The following is a 23,297-nucleotide window of genomic DNA, read 5'->3' on the forward strand; positions in this document are numbered from 1 at the left end:
GTGTTAGGTTGCGGGAGAAACAGCAGCGGGGGCCGATTCGGGGGCGTGGTGCAGCGTGCGCGCGGCCTCGGCGAAACAGGTTTCGGTTTCGGCCAGCCGCACGCTCACGCGTGTGATGTTGTGGGCGCGAAACAGCGAAGCGCCTTCGTCTTCAAGGTAGTCGAGGACGTACGTTACCAGGTTCTCCGTTGTCGTATCAAACGGCAGGAGCACGACGTCGGTGCCAAGAGCGTGCATCGCCTCGCGCAGCGCCGTATCGTCGGTCGACACAAACGTGGCATGGTCGAACCGCTCCACGAGGGGCGCGACCAGGGCCTTCAGCTCTTTGAAGTCGATCAGGAGGCCGCGGGCGTCGGGCGTGCCGGCCACCGTCACGGCCATTCGGTAGGAGTGGCCATGCAGGTGCTGGCAGGCCCCGGCGTGCCAAGGCAAGCGATGGGCTGCTTCCCAGCGAAAACGTTTGGTTACTTCCATGAGAGCCAATAACGCGTGTGCTTACTTATCCGGCGCCCGCATAATTACGGTGCTGTATGGCGGGAGCGTCACGCCCTCAGGCATCACCTCGGCCGCCGCATTGCTCGTAAACAGCTCCGTCGTGTAGCGGCGGAGCGAATCGGGCATAGGGGCAGAAACCGCTCGGTCGGCCACGTTGTGAACCACCAGCAGGTGCTCCTCGGGATGCAGGCGCACAAATGCCGTGAGGTGCTCGTTAGGCAACATCACAGGCTGCATGCGCCCCATGGTGAGCGCCGGACTGTCGTTGCGCAGCGCCATCATTTCGGTGTAGTGGTGCAGCATCGATGTGTCGCGGGCGGCTTGTCGCGCGCGCGGCACCACCGTGCTGTCGGTGCTGTACTTCGGATCGATCCAGGTGGTCCGGTAGGGCGCGCCCGGCGTTTCTTGCCACAGGTACGGCTCCCGGATGTGCGGATCGGGCTTCATGCCGCGCATGCCAATTTCCTCGCCGTAGTAAACAAACGGCGCGCCCGGCAGCGTAAACAGCAAGTTGGCGGCCATCTTGGCCTTTCGATCGCCGTTCAGGACGCTGCGCACACGGTTTTGGTCGTGGTTTGCAAGAAACGTCGCGTCGATGAAGTCCGGCGCCACGGCCTGGTATTTTTCACGGACCTGCTTGTGGCGATATGCCAGCGAGTCGCCGTCGCCCGTCTTTACCGCGTTCAGCATGGCGGCCGCCATGTCGAAGTTGAACAGCGCATCGAGGCCCTTCAGGTAGGGCTGCACGATCTCTGCCCGGTCCCACACCTCTCCAATGAGCAACACGTTGGGCTCCACGTCCTGCATTTCCTTCCGGAAGGTTTGCCACCAGGCGTGGTTTTTCTGGTGATCGATGTAAATATGCTTCGCAGCATCCAACCGGAATCCATCGACCCCTTTCTTCAGCCAAAACCGGCCGATGTCCAAAATTTCTTTACGAACCGCCGGGTTGTCGAAGTTAAGATCGGGCATGCCGCCCCAGAAGTACGCGTAGTAGCGCTCAGAGCGCCCCGCGATGGGATGCCAGCGCTGCACGTTGTCGGTGTCGGGCCCGGTTTCTTCAACCGTTGCATCAGTTATCTGGCTGGAATCCTTCCACACGTAGTAGTCGTGGTAGCGGCTGGTGGTGTCGGCCAGCGCCTTCCTAAACCACGGATGGGTGCGGGCGGTGTGGTTGATGACGAGGTCGATGATGACCTTGATGCCTTTCGCGTGGGCCGCGCGCACCAGCTCCTCAAAATCCTCCATGGTCCCGTAGTCCGGATGGATCGCGCGGTAGTCGGTGACATCGTACTTGTGGTACGAGGGCGACGGATGGATGGGCATGAGCCAGATGGCTTTTACGCCCATGCGCTGCAGACTGTCGAGATGCATCGTGACGCCGTCGAGGTCGCCAATGCCGTCGTTGTTTGTGTCGGCAAAGGACTGAACGAAGATCTCGTAGGTGATGGCGCGGGGCCAGTCGGGCATGCGGTCTTCGGAGCGCGGGTGCGCCCACCCGGCGACGAGCAGCACAACCGCGCCAACGAAGGCGCAGCTGTATCCAAGAATGCGCTGGAGCTCAAGCATAGATCGTTGGATCGGTAAGGCGTATGGGATCCTCGTGTATCGCCCCCTTGAGGGCAGGGTTTCACACCCGCGGCCCGCGAGGGCTTCGGGGCGGCTGCGCCCTGTTCGTGCGGCGACGCGCCAACGCACCGGTACAGATCTGCTGCGCCCTACCGTGGCGACGGCGCGGCGGGCACGCGCGGTCGCGGATGACGGGCCACGGCCGTATCGGGGCGCGCGGGCGCCGTTACGGTTTGGCTGGGCAGTTGCATGCTGGGGCGCCCCGGCGGCTCGGGAAACGAGCCGCCGCCCCCACCGCCTGAATCGCAAGCAGGCAAGAGCAGCAGGCTTGCGCCCAAGAGGGCGGCCAAAGCCAGCGGACGAAGGGTACGGGAAGACATACGAAGCTCGGGAGTCAGTTCATCAATACAGGAGAACGCAGTGCAGGCCCTACCGCACCAGCGTCACTTTGCGCGTGCGGGTCGTGCCGTTGGCCGTCAGCCGCACAATGTAGAGGCCACTGGCAATGGGCCCACGGCTCTCGTTGACATTCCATTGCACGCGATGCAGCCCGGCCGACTGCTTGCCGCGCGCCAGCACGTGCACCCGGCGGCCCAAAATGTCGAAGACCTCAACCGTCACGGGCCCCGCGGTGGGCAGGGTGTACGTGATGGTCGTTTGGTCGTGGAACGGGTTCGGGTAGTTGGCCCACAGCCGAACGGTTTGCGGCACCAGCTTCTCTTGTTGCCGCTCCACGAAGGCCGCGCTACCGGTGAGCAGCGCCAGGTCGACCGCATCCGTGGTAGCCGTTAGCGTGATGCGTTGCTTTGTGGACAGATTGTACACGGCGCCGGTGGTACGATTCACCAGGCGCGCTGCGGGCCCGATGGCCGTGCCGCCTTCAACCGTCAGTGTGATACGGCCGCCGTTGGGGGTTTGCAGGCGCAGCGGGAAAACGTGGCCGCCGCGTTGGGAGCGCGCGCGCACCGAGCGGGCCAAGCGATCTTGCCGTGCGCCCGCTCCCGGCGCTTTCGCACGCAAGCTAAACGACTCGAACGACGTCGATGGCGCGATGATGTCCTCGGCGCCCACCTCGTTCGAGGCGTTGGGCGCTACGCCAAGCGCTACGGTCGACGAGCGCGCGTCGTCGAGCGTGGCGGTAATGCGCAGCAGTTCAGGCGACGCGGTCTTGCTGCGCTGGGCAGCAGCCGACTGCATAGCGTATGGGATGGTGAGCGACGACAGACCGGATTGGTTGTTGAAGTAGAACGCCGTACCGCTGCGGGCCGAGACAAACGTCTCGGCTTGCTGAAACGACCCGTTGAAGCGCCAGATCGGCTGCAGCGATCCCCCGTTTGCGGCCGCCACCGCACTCCATGCCACGTCGCGATCGAACGGGTTCGAGATGATGTTCCACCCCTCATGCAGCGGAATCGTGGTGACGGGCACGTCGCTTCCGGCCGTTTGCTGCGGCACCACCGTCGGGATATCGCCATCTACCGTCCACGCCGATTCGCTGATGGCCCAAAAGCCGCGGCCCGGCCGCAAGGCAAACGTCGCCGAGGGCGTGTACTTCACCAGGTAGTCCGTGGCGTTGCCGTTGTCCCAGTAGGCCTGCCACGCGTCGCCCGCGGTTCCCTGAAAGGTATCGCCAAGCCCGCGGCTCACGTCGCCCGGCAGCGCGACGAGGCGGTAATCGTCTTTGGCCGCGCCGTTGCCGAAGGAACGCGTCACCGACACCGGGATGGATGCCGGATACAGCAGGGCCGAAGCGGCCGCGGACGCGCTCTGCATGCCGTCGTTGTCGAGCGCCACCACGCGGTAATAGTACGTAGGACCCGACACGACCGCGTCGTCGGTGTACGTTGTTGCGTTGGGTCCCAGCGTGGCCAAGAGCGCACCGGTGGTGTCAAACGTGGCCGTCCGGCCCCGATACACCTGATGCGCCACCACGTCGACGGCGTCGCTGGCGGTCCACGAAAGTTCTACCGCGCCCGCCTCCAGGTTCGACGACGCTTCGACGCCGGTGGGCGCTTCGGGGGCCGGCGCCGCCACACCGTACGGCACAATGCCTGCTTCCGGTGTAACGGCCGGCGGCTCGCTGGTGTACACGTGAAACTCGCCCGGCGCCATAGGAATCGCGGCGTCTTGTTCCTCCGCTTCAATCGACACCGCCTTGCCGGAAAAAACGTCGTACCAGGTGCCACTAGTGGGGAAGTTTGCCGTCACGTCGGTCGGCTCCACGCCAAAGTTGCCCACCACGATGGCATTCATGGAGGGATGCTGCAGGCCGATGCGCCGCCCATCCACCGCGGCCCCCACGCGCAGGTCGACCTGCGTGTCGGTCGAGGTGAACACCTCGTGCTGGTTGCGCAGGTTGATGAGCGCCGACCACGTCTTGTAGAGCTTCACGCGGTTGGGCGATTGCTGCGGATCGCGGTAGTCCCACCGGATCGGCTTCGGCGCCGTGCGACCTGGCGCAACGGTGGGGCAATCGTTGGGGCGCAGGCACTGCTCGCCGTTGTCGCCGTAGCCGTAGCCGAGCTCGCCAAACTGCCACATCATGCGCGGGCCAGGGACGGTGAAGAAGAACGCCCCGACCAATTTCTGCCGGTTGAGCGCCGTAGGCAGCTCCTGAATGTCGTACGAACCGCTAGAGTTACCAAACGCTAAGTTGCGGTACATAAGCCACTGCTCGTCGTGGCTTTCCATGTACGTGATGTAGTTAGGGACGCTGATGCCGCGGTTGCGGTAATAGGTGTTCGACAGGTCCGAGCCCTCATCGTACCCCATCGCTGCCTCGCTATATGGATCGTTCATGTTATTCCACAGCATCATGCCGGCCTGGCCCTGATCGGTGCGGTACTCGGCGAGCGCTCTCTCTTCGTCGGTTGCAGCGAAGTGCTCCAGAATGATGTACGCATTGTCATCAACCGCCCAGATCTTGTCGGCCATGCGCTGCAAGGTGTTGATGCGCTCCTGGTCGTAGCTGCTCCAGGCACCCACATCATTGTAGCCATCGGCATCGGGGCCCTGCGTGAAGCCCTTCGACAGGTCAAACCGAAAGCCGTCGACGTTAAACTCCGTGAGCCAGTATTCATTCGCGCGATCCAGCCAGTATTTCGTAAACGTGCTCTCGTGGTTGTTGTCGTAAAACACGTTGAAAGGGTGACGCGCATCGCGATTCACCCATGGGTTATCGTCGGTGGGCGGACCGTAGGTTCCGTCGTTAAAGAGCCGCACAAACGGACTCTGCCCGGTTTGCTGGTTGTACACCACGTCCAGGATCACCGCGATACCGCGCTGGTGGGCCATCTCAATGAATTGCTTTAGCTCCTTGGCGGGGCCGTAGTACTTGTCGGTCGCAAAGTAGAGCGCCGGGTTGTAGCCCCAACTCTCGTTGCCGTCAAATTCCGAGACGGGCATCAGTTCGATGGCGTTGATGCCCATGCGGTCGAGGTACGCCAGCGTATCTTGCAGCGTCTGGTAATTATGGTTGGCGATGAAGTCACGGACGAGCAACTCGTAGATCACCAGATCCTTCTGCGGCGGCCGCTCAAAAGGCGAGAAGTTGAAGGCGGCCTGATCGGTCTGCAGGACCGATACGAGCTGCTGCGTTTTGCCCGTTGGGTACGCGATGAGGTTGGGATACGTCTGCGCATCGATGAACTGGTCGTTGGTGCTCAGCACCTTGCCCGAATACGGATCGGGAATGCGAATGTCGCCATCAACCAAATACTGAAAGCGATATTCCTTCCCCGGCGTCAGGTTGTTCAGCTCAATCCACCAACGGGTGCTGTCTTGCCCGGTGGAGGCCGTGTTGCGCTCACGATTCAGCTGATACGACGGCTGCACCTCCCAGTTGGTAAAGTCGCCAATGACGTGGACGAACGACTTGCGCGGGGCCTGCAGCACCAGGGTGGCCGAGGTGCTGCTCGTGTAGTTGATGCCGTCGTCGAGCCCGGCGGGCACCGGTGCATCGGTTAGCGGCGCCGTGCGCACCGCATAAATCGAATCGGCAGCGACCGAGCCGTCGGTGCCGCGCGCCTCAATGCGCACATCTTTTCGCCCGGCTTGGGTCAACGACAAGCTGTACTGAATGGTGTCATTCGTGGTGCGCACCGCCTCGGTCCCATCCACAAAGAGCTTAAAGCTCTGCAGATCGGTTTGGATGGTGTCGGCAATCGCAAGCACGGAAATCGTCGTGTCCGTATCGACGACCACCGGGTTGATGGCGCTTACCGCCGGCGTCTCGATGTTGGCATTTACGCCCGGATCGCTGTCCGCCAGCTCCACGATGATGTCGCCCCCCGAGGCCGTTTTGCCCTCCAGCGTACCGTCGTCATTACGAAAGACAAAGTTCATCGACAGAATTTCCTCATTGGGCCCCAGCATGCAGCCGGTATTGTTGTCGTTGTAGTACGCCCGAATGTCACTAATCTCTAGCTTGTAGCGTTCAGCCGCGACCTCCGTCATGCGGATGTCCGGCCGGTTGTTAGGCCACTCCGTCTTCACGCACTTCCAGGTGGTAGGGCTCTCGCTCGTATACACGCCGGTATGGGCGTACACCGCCCCGTCGTAGCCCTGCAGGCCCTTATTGCCTTGATCGGCATTGAAGTAGATCGTCACCGGACGTGTGACGGTGGGAAGCGCAGGATCGGTTTCTACCACAGGTTCGCTCTCCTGCGCGGCGGCGGAAGGACCGCCAGCCACGAGTGCAACAAACAATAGCAGGAACGAGAGGGCGCCCCGTGAGGCGCGAGAGAAGTAGCGCATTGCAACTGCTGGTAAGCATTAAAGACAAAAGCAAAGATAGAAAGCGCACCAACCGCTTGCAGGGGCTGGTGCGCTTTCCATGTTCTGAGACGCCAACGGGCGTCACTCGCCGCCCGCTTGAAGGCTAATGCCGTCGATGAGGAACTCAATAGGCTCAGTGGTTGCATCGTCCGCGGCGCGACGCACCTCAAACCCAACATTCCGAATGCCCGGCTCAGCCAGGGCCGCGGGGCTCTCACCCAGTTGCCCCAGGGGAATCTCGACCGTGCGCCAGTCGTTCCCCGCGCTGATGGGCACTTCAATGCCTGCATCAAAGGTGTAGCCGCCGGCACTATCGAAGGTCTCGACAAAGGCAAACAACACGAAGTTGCGTGATACTTCGCCAATGCGCATCGTAAGCACGTCGTCGGCAGTGGCGCTCACGGACAGCAGCTCGTAGTTGTAGCCGAAGAAATTGCCTCCGGTGGTGTACGAGAGGCTGCGCGCAGTGGGCCCATCGGCCATGTCGGCGACCTCGGTGGTGTTCTCGAACTGAATGGCCGAGAACGATCCGTAGGCGTTGGTGGTGCGCTCAAAGTCGTCGATTTCGACGCGCGTCGCGTTGGGTGAAGATAGTGCAAGCTCATCGATATAGAACGACGCCTGCGTATTGGTCGAAAGCTCCACGCTTAGGAGCGGGCCGTCGCCGCCGGCGCGCTGGGCCACCGGGTTGAAGTCGGGGCTCACCTGCGAGAAGCCCACCGCGTAACGCCGCCACTGATTATCGGCCGGGATGGGGAACGTAAAGTCGTGGGTGATCTCTCCACCAGCCGCTTCTTCGGTAAAGGTGATGGTCAGATCAAAGCTCGAACCGGTCGTGTTTTGCAACAAGAAGCTGAACCGGTCCGACTGGGGGCCGCTGGCTTGTCGACTGATAACCACCGAGCCGCTTCCGCCCGAGGTTACCTTAAGCGCATTGGCACCATTGCTGCCATCGGCCACGCTCTCGCTTGTTATCTCGGCCATTGTCCCCCCGGTTACGGTCATGCTGCGTTGGTCGTCCTCGTAGTCAGCCACAGCCGCAAAGGTACTTTCGAACTGCGTCTCGATGACAAACGGACTTACGGTCACCGTTAGCGTATCCGTGATTTGCCGATCGGGCGAAGCCGCCTGAATGATGACCTGCTCCTGCACGACCCCTTCAAGGGCCGCGTTGTATGTCACGCGCCACTGCTGCGCGCCGCCCTGTGTAGGCGAGCCGGTCTCATTTATTTTCTCCAGAGCCAGGTTCCCCGTAGCTGTAGCCTGCGGCGCACTGCTTAGGCCTTGATACCCCACATCGAAGGTCGTCCCGGCATTCTCACCGGCCACAACCAAGGTGAAGTCGCTGGGGGTTTCCATGTTGGGCTGGATGGTGAAGTCCTCAACGCTCGTCGGACTCTCGTCACAGGCGCTAAGGCTCACCCCGAGGAGCAGAACCAGCGCGAATCGGAAAAAGGAGGGTGTAGCGTGATTCATGTTAATGGTAAAATCTAATAGCGACAGATGGCGAGGAGAGGGTGCACGCGCCGTGTTAGGGCCTGCCACAGCAACGAGGCGACAGGCCCTAGCACACGTGCGTCAGCCGGCGGTCAGCTGTAGCCCGGGTTTTGTTCCAGGTTCGGATTGGCCCGCAGTTCGGTCGCGGGAAGCGGGAAGAGGCGCAAGTGGTCTTGCGTCGCCTGCCCCTCTTTTACGCCGCCCTTCCACGGCCACAAGTAGGCATCCGTGGTATACTGACCGAAGCGAATGAGGTCGATTCGGCGATGACCTTCCCACATGAGCTCGCGCGACCGCTCATCCAGAATAAACTGGAGATCGAGTTCAGTAGCCGTAACATCACGCCCGAGGCCCGCGCGCTCGCGCAGGTCGTTGACGAGCTCCAGCGCGCGCTGCTGGCTGCCTCCGCCACCGCGCAGCACCGCCTCGGCGTACATCAGGTACGCATCGGCGAGGCGAAACATCGGATAATCCGTATCGGGGAAGGTCGCGTTTTTGCCCTCTGCGCCCGTCGATGTCACGTTTTGGTACTTCGGCACCGCGTAGCCATCGGTGAAGGTGCCAATGTCGTCAATCTCCTTCGACTGTCCTTGCGTGAAGAAGATGGCACGGTCGTCGGTGCCGCTGTAACGATCAACCACCGGCGCCGTCGTGCGCAATCCGGCCCACCCGAAGTCGAGGCCATAAGCGGCCGGGTTCATGCTCCCGCCCACCGGCGCGTGGCACAAGAACGTGGTGCCGCCATAGTGCTGCGTGCGGTTTCCGTCTTGCGGAATGGCGAAGATAATGCCATTGGCGGTGTGGTTATCGGCCAGGAACAGGCGATGGTAGGCAGAGAACTGCGCCGTGGCCTCGGTTTCAAGGCTGTACGCATTCGCGTCGATAATCCGGGTTGTGTACTCGATGACATCGGCGGAACGATTTTCCCCGATGTACACCGGTGCATTCTGGTAGAGCTTCGCGAGCACCATATACGCCGCAGCCGCGTCGGCACGCCCGTATTCTGCTTGCCCCACGGCGGGCAGGTTCTCCTCCCCTTCGCTGTCGGTGATGGCCTTCAACTCGCTTTCCACAAAGGCGAAGATTTCGGCGCGCGTGCTCTGCTGGGGGGCTTCGCTGCCGCGGGTAAAGTCTTCGGTGACGAGTGGAATATTGCCAAAGAGATCGATGCCGTGCCAATACGCGAGGGCCCGCAGAAAGCGCGCCTCAGCGCGGTACTGCTGAATCACCTGCTGACGATTAGCGGAAACGCCATATTGCTCCAGCTTCGCATCGGTCGACTGCCGCAGGAATTCGTTCGACTGCGAGATCGTGAAGAAGATGCGGTCGTACATGGCCCGCGAAAACTGATTCGCCGCGTCCCAGGAATGGTTGTGCAGCTCGCGGATGCCGTTGTCGTTCCAGGCAATAATGGCCTCATCGGTCGTCAGCTCCTGCATCTGCCAGTACAGACGCATGTATTGCGAAAAGCCCTCATCAATCCCGCCAATGTCGCCACTGCCAGCGGGACCTTGCTGCCCGGTTACATTAAAGCTGCCGTAGAGCTTTGCGAGAAATTGTTTGAAGGCTCCATCCTGCGTGAACACGGTGGAAGCTGTGGCGCTGCTCTTGGGCTGAACGCCGACGTTATCGCACGCCGTGAGCCCGGTAAAGAGCGCTACAAACGCCGCCACAAATAAGGCGCGGTAGAGCGTGTGCGTTGATCGAAACATCATAGGTCTGATCAGAAAGTTCTACAGTCAAAGGGGTCTTAGGCTATCGCGCAAGCACCGGGGGCCGCTACAGCCGCACATTGATGCCCGCCGAGAACGTCCGTGAGCGCGGGTAGGTGTTGTTGTCAATGCCGATGGCTGAGGCACCCGGCCCGCCCACTTCAGGATCGCGCCCGCTGTAGCCGGTGAGCACAAAAGCATTGTTGACCGAGCCGTACACCCGAATTTGGTCAACGGTCGGGATCGACGTGAGGGTGTAGCCGAGCGTGATATTATCCATCCGCAGGAACGACCCATCTTCCAGATACACGTCGGAGAGATACAACGGCTCTTCGAAGCCATACTTCAGGGCGCTCTCGTGGAGATTGGAGGGGGCAAACTCCGTGAGGCGCTGGAAGTGGCCGTAGTTCGAGGCAATGTTGTTGTATACCTCTTGGCCGATGTGGGCCCGTAGCGTGAAGCTGAGATCGAAGTTGTTGTAACTCAGCTGCGAGGTGTGGCCCAGAATCCATTCGGGCTGCGGGGCACCTACTACCGAGCGGTCTTGGCTGGTTACGGCACCATCGCCGTTGATATCTTTGTACAGATCATCGCCGTTGATCGTGCCATCGCCGTTCACGTCGGCGTAGATGGGATCGCCGTTCGCATCGCGTTTGTGCTGATACAAGAAGAAGGAGTTCACCGCAGCCCCCTCTTGCAGGATTTGCACGGTGTTGCCCACGCCGCCGCTAATGCCGCCCACGTCAATGCCCTGAAAGTCTTCGACGTCGTCGGCCCGGTTAATCTTCGTGAGCTTATTCTCGTTGGTCGACACGTTAAACTGAGCGTTGTACCGGAACGCTTCCGTATCTATGACGCGCCCCGCGATGGAAAACTCGTAGCCCTCATTGCGCATCGACCCGATGTTGGTGAGCAAGCGGTTGCTGAGGTTTGCACCTGCCGCAACCGGTACGGTAAACAGCAAATCATCGGTGTCCTTCACGTAGTAGTTGAAGGACCCCGTCAGTCGACCGTCCAGGAAGCCATAATCGAGGCCGATGTTCGTGGATGTTGTCTCCTCCCACTTCAGCGCCTCGTCGGCCGCGCTGGGACGAATCGTCGTCACAAACTCATCACCAAATTGAACCTGCGCCTGCGGCCCGCCCGATACGTACAGCGGCGCATACAGGAAGTCGCCAATTTCTTGATTACCGGTCACGCCCCACGATGCGCGGATTTTGAAGGTCGAGATAGGCAGCGGAATCGCATCAAAGAACGATTCTTGATTCACGCGCCACGCAAGCGCGCCCGAGGGGAACGTACCCCAACGGTTCTCTGGTCCGAACCGTGACGATCCGTCGCGGCGCACCGTGAAGGTGAGCAGGTAACGATCCATGAACGTGTAATTCACACGCCCAAAGACCGAAATGAGCCGGTTGGGAATTTCTGTCACAAAGCCCTGAAGGTTCACCGGGTCCGAAATGGGCGCGACGCTATTCGGGCCAAAGATATTCGTCGTAAGCCCGCTGGCGTTAAACTCCGGATACTCTTCCTGAAAGTCTTCCCAGGAGTAACCCGCCGTGATATCGAACTTACTGTCGATGCTATCAAACGTATTTTTGTAGCTGAGGAAAGCGTCAAACAGCGTTGAAAGGCGCTCGAAGTTGGCACGGACCACGGTGCCGGGGTTGGCCGACTCGGCCTGTCCCTTTAAAAACGTTGGGGCAAAGTACTCCCGCTCACCGGCTGCTACATCATAGGCCACTTTGGCCCGTGCGCTCAGCCCTTCCACAAAGGGAAGCTTATAATTAGCCTCCACGCTTCCCAGGCTACGATAGCTGGTTCCAATGTTGCTGGAGAGAACAAATTCGGCCACGGGGTTATTCTCGGCAAGGCCAAGCCCCGGCTGGCTCCACTCATAGAATCCACCAAACGCACTGTTCACGTCGCGAATGGGCTGGGTGGGCGCAAACGACGCGGCACCGCCCACAAGCCCCGGCGCAAACTGATCCTCGGTCTGTGCGCCCTTCACATTGGCCGTGATGGACAGCTGATCGTCGAGCAGCGACTGATTGTAGTTGAGCCCGACGCTCAAGCGCTCGGTGTTTGATGTTTGCAATACCCCCTGCTGATCGAGATAACCGATCGAAAGACGGTAGTTAGCGTCCTCATATCCGCGGGATACGCTTACGTTATGCTCCTGTCCGTAGGCAGTCCGTTGCACGGCATCCTGCCAGTTCGTCGTTGCATCGCCAAGCAATCCGAGCTGGCTCGGGGCGCGCTCGCGCACCACCTGACGAAATTGATCCGCGTTCAGGACATCAATCTGATCGGTGGGCTCAGACATCGTGAAGTTGCCCGAATACGTGATGTTGGCTTCGCCCTCATCCGCCGTCTTCGTCTCAATAATAATGACACCGTTCGCGCCACGCGATCCGTAAATCGCTGTCGCGGAGGCGTCTTTGAGCACCGTAATGCTCGCAATGCTGTTGGGGTTGAGGAAGTTGAGCGGGTTGCGCGTCGCCTGTGTGCCCTCGTTGCTGATGGGCACCCCGTCGACCACAAAGAGCGGCTGACTGTCGGCGTTTACCGAGGTGGCCCCACGAATGCGAATGAACGTTTGCGACCCCGGCGCGCCGCTGCTTGACGAAATCTGAACGCCCGGCACCTTCGCCGCAATGAGTTGCTCGGGGCTCACCTTCGCCGACTGATTGAAGTCTTCCGCCTCAACCTTCTCGACCGATCCGGTGATGTCTTCGGCCTGCTGCTCGCCGTACCCCACAACAACCAGTTCCTCAAGCGCGGCGACATCTTGCTGCAACGCGACGTCAATCTGCTCGCGGGTGCCAACCGGCACTGTTTTCGTGTTGTACCCCACGTACGAGAATACGAGTTCGGCATCGGGCCCCGGGACGGTGATCGAGTACTGACCGTTCACATCGCTTGCGGTCCCGGTTGTGGTACCGGCCACGCGGATGTTTACCCCCGGGAGCGGGTCACCACTGGTTGCGTCTGTAACGGTGCCCGACACATCTTTCTGCGCAAACGCAGGCGTCGCGGCAATGAGCAATAGGAGCGCTGTCCATAGCGCCGTGGTAGCGATTTTTCGCATATCAGTTCAACCCTTTAAGTAATGCTACGGATGACCGTCGATGATGAGCACCCCGAAAACGCACGCCTCTGCAGGAGCGCACCTATCATGAGGAATGGTTTTTGTGCGATGTGGGAGCGCTTCCGTCATGGAGTGTAGCGCCGTGTATGCGCGATGTCAAGCTATTGTTATCAATCATTTATGCTGTAAGCGCTTTCACCGGAGCGTCGATTCAGAAACGAAGCGCTTCCAAAAATTGAAATAACGATGAATGAAAGGGTGGTATAGACGAATGCGCCGCTTGTGCGGCCAACAGGTACGCCTACCGGGCGTGCGACGCTGCCTGCGTGTTCCTACTACTTTCATGCAGTGCCGGCGAACCCGACGGGCTAGAATCCATCAGATGGAGCCCCCTGAATCTTTTGCTCCGCCTACTGACCTATCCGCCGACCCTATGGATAGCAACGAGTACCTACCCACTGCCAGCAACTCGATTACGGCTCGCATCGCGATCCAAAACCAACCGGGGATGCTGGCGCAGGTCACCTCGGCCATTGGCGCGCGCGGCGGCAACATCGGGGCGATTGACATCGTGCAGGCCCGTGACTCGCTCCTCGTGCGCGATATTACCATCAACACGCGCAGCGACGCCCATGCACACGAAATTATCAGCGCCCTCTCTGGATTAGAGGGTGTTCGGGTCATCAATGTTTCGGATCGGACGTTCTTGCTGCACCTCGGCGGCAAGCTGGAAGTGAACAGCAAAGCGCCGCTTCGCACCCGCGATCAGCTCTCGATGGCCTATACCCCTGGCGTGGCGCGCGTGTGCGAGGCCATCCACGACCGGCCGGAGGACGCGCACCGCCTGACCATCAAGAGCAACACCGTCGCGGTTGTGTCGGATGGAAGCGCGGTGCTTGGGCTGGGCGACATTGGCCCCGAGGCGGCCATCCCGGTCATGGAGGGCAAGGCGCAGCTGCTCAAGGAGTTTGCTGGCGTCAACGGCTTTCCGATTTGCCTCGACACCACCGACGTTGACGAAATCGTGGAGACCATCATTCGGCTTGCGCCGGTGTTTGGGGCCATTAACCTCGAAGATATTGGCGCGCCGCGCTGCTTCGAGATTGAGGATCGCCTGCGCGAGGCCCTCGACATCCCGGTCTTTCACGACGACCAGCACGGTACAGCGGTTGTTGCCGTGGCGGCCCTGCTGAATGCCCTCAAAATCGTCGACAAAACGCCCGAGGAGCTGAAGGTGGTGATGGTGGGCATTGGAGCGGCGGGCACAGCCGTCACCCACATGATGCAGTCCCTGGGCGTCGAAAACATTGTGGGCGTCGATCGGAAGGGGGCCGTAACGCCCGAGCGCACCGACCTCAATCCGGCCAAGGCCCGCTACGCAGCCATGACCAACCCCAACCGCGAGACGGGGTCGCTGTCTGAAGTGATGCGCGGCGCGGATGTGTTTGTCGGCCTGAGCGGCCCCGACGTCATTGGCGTGGAGGACCTAAAGCGCATGGCGCGCGACCCGATCGTGTTTGCCATGGCCAATCCCACCCCCGAGATCATGCCAGAAAAAGCGTACCCGCACGTGGCCGTCATGGCCACCGGCCGCAGCGACTATCCCAACCAGATCAACAACGTGCTGTGCTTTCCGGGCTTGTTTAAGGGCGCGCTGGCGTGCCGCGCCACGGCCATCACCGATGAGATGAAGATGGCCGCGGCCCACGCTATTGCCGACGCCATCGACGAAAAGAGCCTGACCGCCGATTACATCGTACCCAGCGTTTTCGACCAGGAGGTTGTTCGGCGCGTTTCGGAAGCGGTGCAGCACGCCGCCACGCACAACGGCGTCGCCCGCAAGCGGGGCTGAGGGGTATCCCGCGGCGACGCCTCCCCACCCCGCGGCGCGCACAACCTATCACGGGTTGTTCACAGTGTGCAACGCTGTGCTGCGTACGTTAGGCAGGCGGTCCCCAATCACCACCATCGCTCACATCGGCACGGATCTCTTGTTTTTTGTACTGGCGGGCATTCACGGGTTCATCTGGATCGTTTTGCTGGGCAACCTCTGGTACCTGCGGCGCACCCGCACCTCCGCGCGGCCCGCGCAGCAGCCGTCGGTCTCCATTCTCATCCCGGCGCGCAACGAAGCAGCAAACCTGCAACGCCTGCTGCCGTCGCTGCTCCGTCAGCGCTACCCGTCGTTCGAAGTGCTCGTGTACAACGATGGCTCGACGGACGCCACGGGCGCGGTGCTCCGCTCCTTTTCCGACGACCGCCTGCGTACGTTTGCGGGCGACGGGCCGCCGCCCGGCTGGCTGGGCAAGCCCCATGCGTTGCACCAGCTGCAGCAAGCGGCCACCGGCGACGTGTTCTTGTTTCTGGATGCCGATACCGAACTCGCCGACCCTCAGGCCCTCGCGCGCCTCGTGGCCCAGTACGCCGCGCAACCCGACGGGTCTGTCCTCACGGCCTTGCCGCGCCTGAAAGGCGGCGCGCTGCTGCTGGTTAGCCTCTTGCCAAGCGCCATGCTTACCGGACTGCCGTGGCCCCTCGTGCGCCCGTTGCGCCTTCCGTCGCTCGGGGCCCTCAACGGACAGTGCTGGATGATCGCGGCGGCGACCTATCGCGCCCTTCGGCCGCATCGCCACGTGCGCGCTAAAGTGCTTGAAGATGTGGAAATTGGGCGCTACCTGAAGCGCGAGGGCTTCACCCCGGTGCTCGTGGATGTAACCACCGAGGTGTCGGTGTTCATGTACGAGCGCTTGGGCGACGCCTGGACCGGCTTCCGCAAAAATGCCTACCTGATCCTCGGCGGCTCGCCGCTTGCGTTCGTGGCGCTGTGGATCTTTTTTGCGTGGACGTGGGTTGCGGGGCCCGCGCTATATCCGTCGCTCCTGCTCTCGGTGTACGGCCTCAAGCTCATCACCGACCGGTGCAACGGCCTGCCCTGGCACGTGACGGTGCTTGCGCCGCTGTCGTACGCGCTCGGCAGCGTGTTGCAACTTCATTCTGCACTTAGTCATTGGACGAAGCGTGTCACCTGGAAAGGCCGTTCGGTGGCTTCATAGTCCGGGCCGCCTTCCTGTTCTACCACTCACCGCTTCGTGCCGCTATGCGACTTACACTCATCTCTTCGCTGCTGCTGGCTGTGCTGGCCGTGGTGTTTGCGCTGCAAAACACAGCCACCATCACCGTCAATCTCCTGTTTTATGAGACGCGCGGCTCTGCGGCACTGGTCATCATTCTGTCGTTTGCCGTTGGCGTGCTCGTGGGGCTGCTCGCCACCATCCCGCGGCGCATGCGCGACCGGCGCGAGATCAAACAGCTGAAGCGCGACCTGCGCGATGCCCACACGCCGGCCGACCCGAAAGCCAAAAAGGACAAAGGCGCCGGCAGCACGCCGTCCGTTCCGCCCACCACGCCGTAACCCTGCCCCCGCGCCAGCACGCCCAGCCCCGCCCGCCTGCACCATATGCGTCTTTTCACCCGTCGTAGCGCAAAGATTGGTCAGCCGCCGGGCACCGTCGATTTTGTGGGCGACGCGCCTGCAACGCCCGCCACGCTCACCATCACCGACCTGTACCCCGATCGCGTTGAGCGCACGACGCCCGAGGCCCTCCCCGCCGCCCTCGCACCGCCCCCGGGGGTCACGGTTCGGTGGATTAACCTGGACGGGGTGCACGACGAGGCGATGGTCCAACAGATCGGAGCGCTCGCGCACATCCATCCGCTCGTGCTGGAAGACATTGCCAACACCGGCCAGCGCCCCAAGCTTGAGACGTTCGACGACTATCTCTTTGCCGTCGTCAAGATGCTGCGCCTCGATGTCGAAGAAACCATCGACGCCGAGCAGGTGAGCCTCATCGTACAAGAGCGGCTCGTCATCAGCTTTCAGGAGCGCGCCGGGGACGTGTTCGATCCCGTGCGGCGGCGCCTGGACAATGCCACCGGCCGCTTGCGCACCGCCGGGGCCGACTATTTCGCCTAAGCGCTGCTCGACATCATTGTCGATCACTACTTTGTGGTGCTAGAGCACCTGGGCCTGACGCTCGAAACGCTCGAAGATCAGCTTCTGGACGAGGACCCTACCGTTGCGCAGCGCGAGGCCATTAACGATGTACGGCGCGAGCTCATCAGCGTGCGGCGGCTGGTGTGGCCTACGCGCGAGCTGTTGGCCACGTGGTCGCGCTTGGAGCACCCGCTCATGGACGCCTCGACGGAGCCCTTCCTGCGCGATGCCCACGACCACGCCACCCAGGCAGCCGACCTCGTCGAATCGCTGCGCGACGTGACCAATGGGACGCTAGATCTGTACATGACAGCGCTAAGCAACCGCATGAACGAGATCATGAAGGTGCTTACCATCATCGGGACGATCTTTATCCCTCTTACGTTTATTGCAGGCATCTACGGCATGAATTTCGAGTACATGCCTGAGCTACAATCGCCATGGGGATACCCGGTCGTCATGGGCGTCATGGCAGTCATTGGCATTATCTTTCTCGGCTATTTTCGCTGGAACGATTGGATCTAGGGGCCGCTGCGTCGTCACCGCCGGTAAATGTGGGGGCCTCGGTTGGAATGGTGCGCGCGTCCTCGGGGTATGCAACGGCCGGCAGGCGGCGCGGCAACGCTTGGGGGTCCTCCACCGGATTCGGCTCGGCCCATACCGTGCCATCGTAGCTGTGCATGATCACATGATCGCCGGCGCGGCCTTTCACGTAGCTCTCGTTCAGCGGAATTTTGCCGTGGGGGGTATCGAGCACATACGTGGGGATGGCAAACCCAGAGGTGCGCCCGCGTAACGCCTCCATCAGATGCATGCCGCGCTCAATGGGCGTGCGCAGGTGCGCCGTGCCGCCAATGAGCTGCGCCTGATACAGGTAATACGGCCGCACGCGCATTTCCACGAGCCCTTCGTTGAGTGATTTCATGGTCGCTACGTCGTCGTTGATGCCACGCAGCAGGACGGTTTGGTTACCCACCGGAATCCCGGCGCGCGTCAGTCGGTCGATGGCCGCTGCCGCATCCGACGTAAGCTCGCGTGGGTGGTTGAAGTGCGTGTTGATCCACACGGGGTGGTACTGTGCAATCAGGTCGCACAGCGCATCAGTGATCCGGTACGGCAGCTTCACCGGCATGCGCGACCCAAACCGGATGATCTCGACGTGATCGATGGCGCGCAGCTCTTTCAGCAGCCACTCCAGGTGCCGGTTGTTGAACGTAAGCGGGTCGCCGCCCGTCAGCAGTACGTCGCGGATTTCCGGGTGCGCGGCGATGTACGCGATGGCCTCGCGGTGTTCAGACGTGCGCATCATAAAGCTCGAATCGCCCACCATGCGCTTCCGCAAACAGTACCGGCAATAAATGGCGCACTCGGCCGTTACACAAAAAGCGACGCGGTCGTTGTAGTTGTGGATCAGGTTTTTGACGGGCGAGTGTGCCTCCTCCGTGAGCGGATCGACCACGCCCACGATGTCCGGCGCAAGCTCGTGCATGGTTGGCACCACCTGCCGCCGGATCGGACACGCCGGGTCGTCGGGGTCCATGAGGGCCGCGTAGTACGGCGTGATGTTCCACCGAAAGACCGACGACGTCGCCTCAATCGCCTCGATCTCGTCGGGTGTAGGGTGTATCCACGCCCGGAGGTCGGACAGGCGGTGGATGCGATGCTGCATCTGCCAGCGCCAGTTGTGCCAATCGGATGGATCTACGTGTTGGGGACGAGGCATTGGTTGGGATGGGCGAACCCGCTGTGTAACGTTAAGCGCGACCCAACGTACGCCACGCCCCCAGGCCCGCGTTTCATCGATCCATCGCTTGCACTTGTGCGCCCCCCATGCTTACCCTGAATTCGCAAAACAGATCAAAAACTTTTCACCATGCCATCGATATGCGGACACGCATGCACCGCATGGGCGTAGTACCACACGTGAAGCCATACCCCGCTTCCGAACATACGCGCGCTTGGGGCCGATCGCGGTCATAGCGCGCAACTATTTACCCTATGCGTCGTGCATACCACAAAGGTCTTGCATCTATCGGTTGTTGCCTAGCCACTCATGTCTCACAACGTCCCACCTACGTTTGGCGTGATTGCCCACCCACCTGTTCGCTAGTGCAACCGCTGCATTGTGCAGTCCCCCCTCAGACCTTCTGTTCGAATCTTATCGACGGCCCAGCACAAAGCCCATGAAAATATCTACATTGCAAGAGAAGAAGCTAGACGATCTTCGCGCGATTGCACGCGAGTTGGATCTGTCGGGCGTTTCTAAACTGCGAAAGCAAGATCTCATCTATCGCATCTTAGAAGCCCAAGCAGAGGGCGCCTCCTCCGCCACGCGCGGTGCGCAACAGCGCGAATCCTCTGCCGATGCATCGCCCAACAAAAGCAAGGGGCGCTCCTCGGCACGCAAAAGCGCGCCGCAACGTCGCATGTCACGGCGCGAGCGGCTCTATGCGGACCATCCCGACTACATGGCCTCCTACGACCCCAGCCAAACGGAGCTGCGGGGCATGATTGAAAAGGAGGGCATCCTGGAAGTACTTCCCGACGGCTACGGCTTCTTGCGCTCGGGCGAGTACAACTACGAATCGAGCCCCGACGACATTTACGTCTCGCCCTCTCAAATCAAACGCTTTGGGCTGCAAGATGGCGATACCGTTGCCGGCAGCGTTCGGCCGCCCAAGGAAGGCGAGAAGTTCTTCGCGTTGATCCAGGTCACCGAGGTGAACGGCTGCTCGCCCGGGGCCATGGAAGAACGCACCGACTTCGAGCAGCTCACCCCCATCTTCCCAGACACGCACCTGCGCCTCGAAACGACGCCCGACGAGGTAAGCACCCGTATCATCGACCTGTTTGCGCCCATCGGCTTCGGGCAACGCGGCCTCATCGTTGCGCCGCCCAAAACCGGCAAAACCGTGCTGCTGCAAAAGATTGCCAACGGCGTAACCACCAACTACCCCGACGCCCACTTGCTCATCCTGCTCATCGATGAGCGGCCGGAGGAGGTAACCGACATGGACCGTAACGTGACGGGCGAGGTGGTCGCGTCGACCTTCGACCAAGATGCGGAGCGTCACGTGGAGGTGGCCGAGGCACTGCTCGACAAGGCCAAGCGCCTCGTAGAAGCCGGCCAAGACGTTGTGGTACTGCTCGACTCCATCACCCGCCTGGCCCGCGCTTACAACTCCGTGGCGCCGGGCAAAGGCCGTACGCTCTCGGGCGGCATGGAAGCCGGTGCCCTGCGCGGGCCCAAGCGCTTCTTTGGCGCGGCCCGCAACGTAGAAGACGGCGGCTCGCTCACCATCGTTGGCACCGCGCTGATCGATACCGGCAGCCGGATGGATGACGTGATCTTTGAGGAGTTTAAGGGCACTGGCAACATGGAGCTCGTGCTCAACCGCCAGATGTCCGATCGCCGCATTTACCCGGCCATCGACCTCATCAAGTCGGGGACGCGCCGTGAGGAAGCACTTCTCTCGAAACCGCACATGAAGCGCGTGTGGGTCCTTCGAAAGATCCTCGCCGATATGGATGCCGTCGAGGCGATGCAATTCCTGCTCAACAAGATGGAAGGCACCACCGACAACGAAGACTTCCTCGCGACCATGAACTGAGGACGGTCGCTTCCAAACACATGTGCTACCATCGCCGGCGCCCCATTGCTTTTCGTTCGCAATGGGGCGTTCGATTGTATTGCGTGGAGACGTACGGGCTCAAGCCACTACGTCGGAGGCATCCGCGGGCTCCCGCTGCGGCGGCTGGGTGCATTGAAACGAGAAGCGGCGGGTGGTGCCGCGGGCGCCGCGGTTGTACGTGCGTTCGGCAAAGTGCACGCGCCCATCGTGCGTGAGCAGCAGGACGGTGGAGCAGCGCGTGCCGTATTCGTCGCTCGCGATGAACATTGGCGAGAGCAAGCGCTCTTCGGCTCTGCCTACGCCCGTATCCGGCAGCTCCTCATCCGGCGCCCGCGTTCGGTCGTTAAGGGCTTGCAGCAGCGCGGCCACCGGGTCGTCGGCCGCAAGCGCCGGGGGCACAACCGCAAGGCCGCGCTCTACCTTGGGCCACGGCGTATCGAGCACGGCATTGCTGAGTCCGTGCCAGCCGTCGCCCACGGCGCGCGGGCCGTCGTCGATCTGGTTGGAGACGTAGTAGGCTGCGGCTCCGCGGCCCACCAAAAGGTTGAATCCGTTAAAGCGCTCTGCACGCGCCTGCACATCGGCTGCATAGGTGCGCGGCGCAGCGCTACCGGTGAGGTAGTCCGCAACGAGCGCGCCCCGCGACGGGGCTTCGGGGGCGTACTGGTTCGGGGCGCGGTAGTTGGTGAGCGCCGCCCAGCGCCCGCTGCGCGTTACGCCCATCCACGTGCCGCCGGCCGTTTCATCGCGGCCCGCGAGGACGTGCGGCGCATCTTGCCAAAACCGCGCCGGTTGCGCCGGCCGCGCGTAAAACTCATCGCGATTGGCTGCAATCACTAACGCGTAGGTGGGATGAGCCGCAATTCCTGCAATGATCAGGCACATAATCTTGGCAATGAATGGCACAGCACGTAACGAGCCAACCTGTCCCGCCGCGGCCATGATCCGCCCCATACAGGTTGATACACGCGCTGCAGCACGCCCCGAAACCCAACGGTGCGCAGCCCATAGGCAGAGGCTATTTTTCCAAACAAACTGTTAGGGCAACATGGACCTCTTCGCACCATGGTTTCAGGGGCTCTCGCCGATCACGCAATCGCTGATTGCCGGCTGTTTTACGTGGACGGTAACGGCACTCGGAGCGGCGGCTGTGTTCGTCACGCGCACGGTCAATCAGCGGCTGCTGGATGCCATGATGGGCTTCGCCGGCGGTGTGATGATTGCCGCAAGTTTCTGGTCGCTGCTCGCACCCGCTATTGAAATGGCGGCCGCCCAGGGCATTCCCACATGGCTCCCGGCGGTGGTGGGCTTTGCCACCGGCGGCCTCTTTTTACGCATTGCGGATGCGGTGCTGCCCCACCTGCACACCGGCGCGGCCAATCGTTCGGAGGCGGAGGGGTTACCCACCGAGTGGCGGCGCTCGACGCTGCTCGTGCTCGCCATCACGCTACACAACATTCCCGAAGGACTTGCGGTGGGGGTCACCTTTGGGGCGGCAGCCTCGGCGCTGGATGTGAGCACGGGTGCTACGCTGGCGGCTGCGGTAACGCTGGCCCTTGGCATCGGGCTTCAGAACTTTCCCGAAGGCATTGCCGTGTCGATGCCGCTGCGCGGGCAAGGCATGTCGAAAAGTAAGAGTTTTTGGTACGGACAGCTATCGGGCGTCGTGGAGCCTATTTCGGCGGTGCTAGGCGCAGCGGCTGTGCTTGCCATCCAGCCCCTGTTGCCATACGCGCTGGCCTTTGCGGCCGGTGCCATGATCTACGTGGTGGTGGAGGAGCTCATTCCCGAGTCGCAGCGCGCGGGCAACACCGACCTCGCGACCATGGGCGCAATGGGCGGCTTCACCGTCATGATGTTTTTGGATGTGGCGCTCGGCTGAGCGGCCCGTGACGCTACGCGGCCTCTGCGGGCGGCCACTTGTCGGCCAGCAGGCGCTTTAACCAGGCGACGTACCCAAACGAGCGCGTAGCCGGTAGCGCGTGTGGAAACGTGCCGCCCAGCCAGTGCGTGCCGACGGCCCGAAACGTTTCGGCGCGGGCCGCGGCCGCGGGCCCAGCGGTCTCAAAGCAGAGGGTCCATCCGGTGCGCGGGCCCACCTGAAGCTTTGTAAGCTCGATAGATGCCTCGCACGGGTCGGCGGCGGCCTGTGCGCCCAAGTGCTCGCGGTGCGCCTGGGGCGTGAGCACCCGTTGCCAGCGCTCCTTCTGCACCGCCACCCACACGGGCCCGGGGTCGGTGGCGTGCACGTTGGGCGCGTCCGACAGCGCGAAACTCCACTTGCCCCACTCCTCTGCGCGCCCGGCCACCGCGGGGCCAAACTGCACGTCTGTGGGCGCCCCAAAGCGGTGCTTTGTTTGGATCTTGCCCTCCCGCAGCTTCACGTTCAGCGCGGGGTCGTTCGATACGACGTAGCTGTCGGTGCGGGTCGATTCGAGGGTTGCCCCGTGGGCCTCAAACCACGACGTCACATCGGCGGGCGGTCGGCCGTTGAAGAACCATCGAACCTCGCGGGTGCGATCCATAACCAT

15 protein-coding genes and 1 pseudogene are annotated in these 23,297 nt (G+C 61.8%); 6 read left to right on the forward strand and 10 right to left on the reverse strand.

Annotation, left to right across the window (positions count from 1 at the left end; all coding sequences use genetic code 11):
• Positions 1-3: 3 nt before the first annotated feature.
• The 7 genes from SALLO_RS15450 to SALLO_RS0105480 all read right to left on the reverse strand — a co-directional run bounded on the left by SALLO_RS15450 (position 4) and on the right by SALLO_RS0105480 (position 13,140).
• Complete coding sequence (locus SALLO_RS15450) at positions 4-474, reverse strand: 6-pyruvoyl trahydropterin synthase family protein (protein ID WP_022835310.1); 471 nt, start codon at positions 472-474, stop codon at positions 4-6.
• Positions 475-495: 21 nt separating this feature from the next.
• Positions 496-2,064 carry an alpha-amylase family glycosyl hydrolase gene (locus tag SALLO_RS15455; RefSeq protein WP_022835311.1) on the reverse strand — a complete coding sequence of 523 codons (1,569 nt, stop codon included), beginning with the start codon at positions 2,062-2,064 and terminating at the stop codon, positions 496-498.
• 149 nt (positions 2,065-2,213) lie between these two features.
• Entirely contained in the window at positions 2,214-2,444 is a 231-nt protein-coding gene (locus tag SALLO_RS0105460; RefSeq protein ID WP_157621280.1) for a hypothetical protein, read from the reverse strand.
• A 49-nt stretch (positions 2,445-2,493) separates the two neighbouring features.
• Entirely contained in the window at positions 2,494-6,819 is a 4,326-nt protein-coding gene (locus SALLO_RS17685; protein WP_051141307.1) for an alpha-amylase family glycosyl hydrolase, read from the reverse strand.
• A 102-nt stretch (positions 6,820-6,921) separates the two neighbouring features.
• Positions 6,922-8,316, reverse strand: coding sequence for a hypothetical protein (locus SALLO_RS0105470; RefSeq protein WP_028566938.1), 1,395 nt, complete (start codon positions 8,314-8,316; stop codon positions 6,922-6,924).
• 113 nt (positions 8,317-8,429) lie between these two features.
• Positions 8,430-10,052: a RagB/SusD family nutrient uptake outer membrane protein gene (locus SALLO_RS0105475; protein WP_022835315.1), complete on the reverse strand. Its 1,623-nt coding sequence runs from the start codon at positions 10,050-10,052 to the stop codon at positions 8,430-8,432.
• A gap of 64 nt (positions 10,053-10,116) precedes the next feature.
• Positions 10,117-13,140: a SusC/RagA family TonB-linked outer membrane protein gene (locus SALLO_RS0105480; RefSeq protein ID WP_022835316.1), complete on the reverse strand. Its 3,024-nt coding sequence runs from the start codon at positions 13,138-13,140 to the stop codon at positions 10,117-10,119.
• Positions 13,141-13,573: 433 nt separating this feature from the next.
• Here SALLO_RS0105480 and SALLO_RS0105485 point away from each other — a divergent pair, with 433 nt between their 5' ends.
• The 4 genes and pseudogenes from SALLO_RS0105485 (at position 13,574) to corA (ending at position 17,659) form a co-directional block, all read left to right on the forward strand.
• Positions 13,574-14,992, forward strand: a complete 1,419-nt coding sequence (locus SALLO_RS0105485) for an NAD-dependent malic enzyme (protein WP_022835317.1) — start codon at positions 13,574-13,576, stop codon at positions 14,990-14,992.
• 139 nt (positions 14,993-15,131) lie between these two features.
• Positions 15,132-16,193 (forward strand): glycosyltransferase, encoded by a 1,062-nt coding sequence (locus tag SALLO_RS0105490; RefSeq protein ID WP_228702776.1) that lies wholly within the window; start codon positions 15,132-15,134, stop codon positions 16,191-16,193.
• Between the two features lie 44 nt (positions 16,194-16,237).
• The gene (locus tag SALLO_RS15465) at positions 16,238-16,552 is read left to right on the forward strand and encodes a LapA family protein (RefSeq protein WP_051141309.1); all 315 of its coding nucleotides are present in this window, start codon (positions 16,238-16,240) and stop codon (positions 16,550-16,552) included.
• A 264-nt stretch (positions 16,553-16,816) separates the two neighbouring features.
• Positions 16,817-17,659 (forward strand): annotated as a pseudogene (gene corA / locus SALLO_RS18725) (magnesium/cobalt transporter CorA).
• Here the strand turns inward: corA and SALLO_RS15475 are convergent.
• Entirely contained in the window at positions 17,619-18,857 is a 1,239-nt protein-coding gene (locus SALLO_RS15475; protein WP_022835319.1) for a KamA family radical SAM protein, read from the reverse strand. The pseudogene corA and the gene SALLO_RS15475 overlap by 41 nt on opposite strands.
• 460 nt (positions 18,858-19,317) lie before the next feature.
• On the opposite strand from SALLO_RS15475, the gene rho reads away from it, so the two are divergent.
• On the forward strand, positions 19,318-20,745 hold the full coding sequence (gene rho / locus SALLO_RS0105510) for a transcription termination factor Rho (RefSeq protein ID WP_022835320.1): 1,428 nt from the start codon (positions 19,318-19,320) through the stop codon (positions 20,743-20,745).
• Between the two features lie 99 nt (positions 20,746-20,844).
• Here rho and SALLO_RS15480 read toward each other — a convergent pair whose 3' ends face one another.
• Entirely contained in the window at positions 20,845-21,651 is an 807-nt protein-coding gene (locus SALLO_RS15480; RefSeq protein WP_051141417.1) for an NRDE family protein, read from the reverse strand.
• Between the two features lie 163 nt (positions 21,652-21,814).
• On the opposite strand from SALLO_RS15480, the gene SALLO_RS0105520 reads away from it, so the two are divergent.
• Positions 21,815-22,648 carry a ZIP family metal transporter gene (locus SALLO_RS0105520; RefSeq protein ID WP_022835322.1) on the forward strand — a complete coding sequence of 278 codons (834 nt, stop codon included), beginning with the start codon at positions 21,815-21,817 and terminating at the stop codon, positions 22,646-22,648.
• Between the two features lie 13 nt (positions 22,649-22,661).
• Here the strand turns inward: SALLO_RS0105520 and SALLO_RS15485 are convergent, their stop codons facing one another.
• Entirely contained in the window at positions 22,662-23,291 is a 630-nt protein-coding gene (locus tag SALLO_RS15485; RefSeq protein WP_022835323.1) for a hypothetical protein, read from the reverse strand.
• Positions 23,292-23,297: the final 6 nt, after the last annotated feature.

The sequence above is a fragment of the Salisaeta longa DSM 21114 genome, from assembly GCF_000419585.1.
Taxonomy (GTDB): Bacteria; Bacteroidota; Rhodothermia; order Rhodothermales; family Salinibacteraceae; genus Salisaeta; species Salisaeta longa.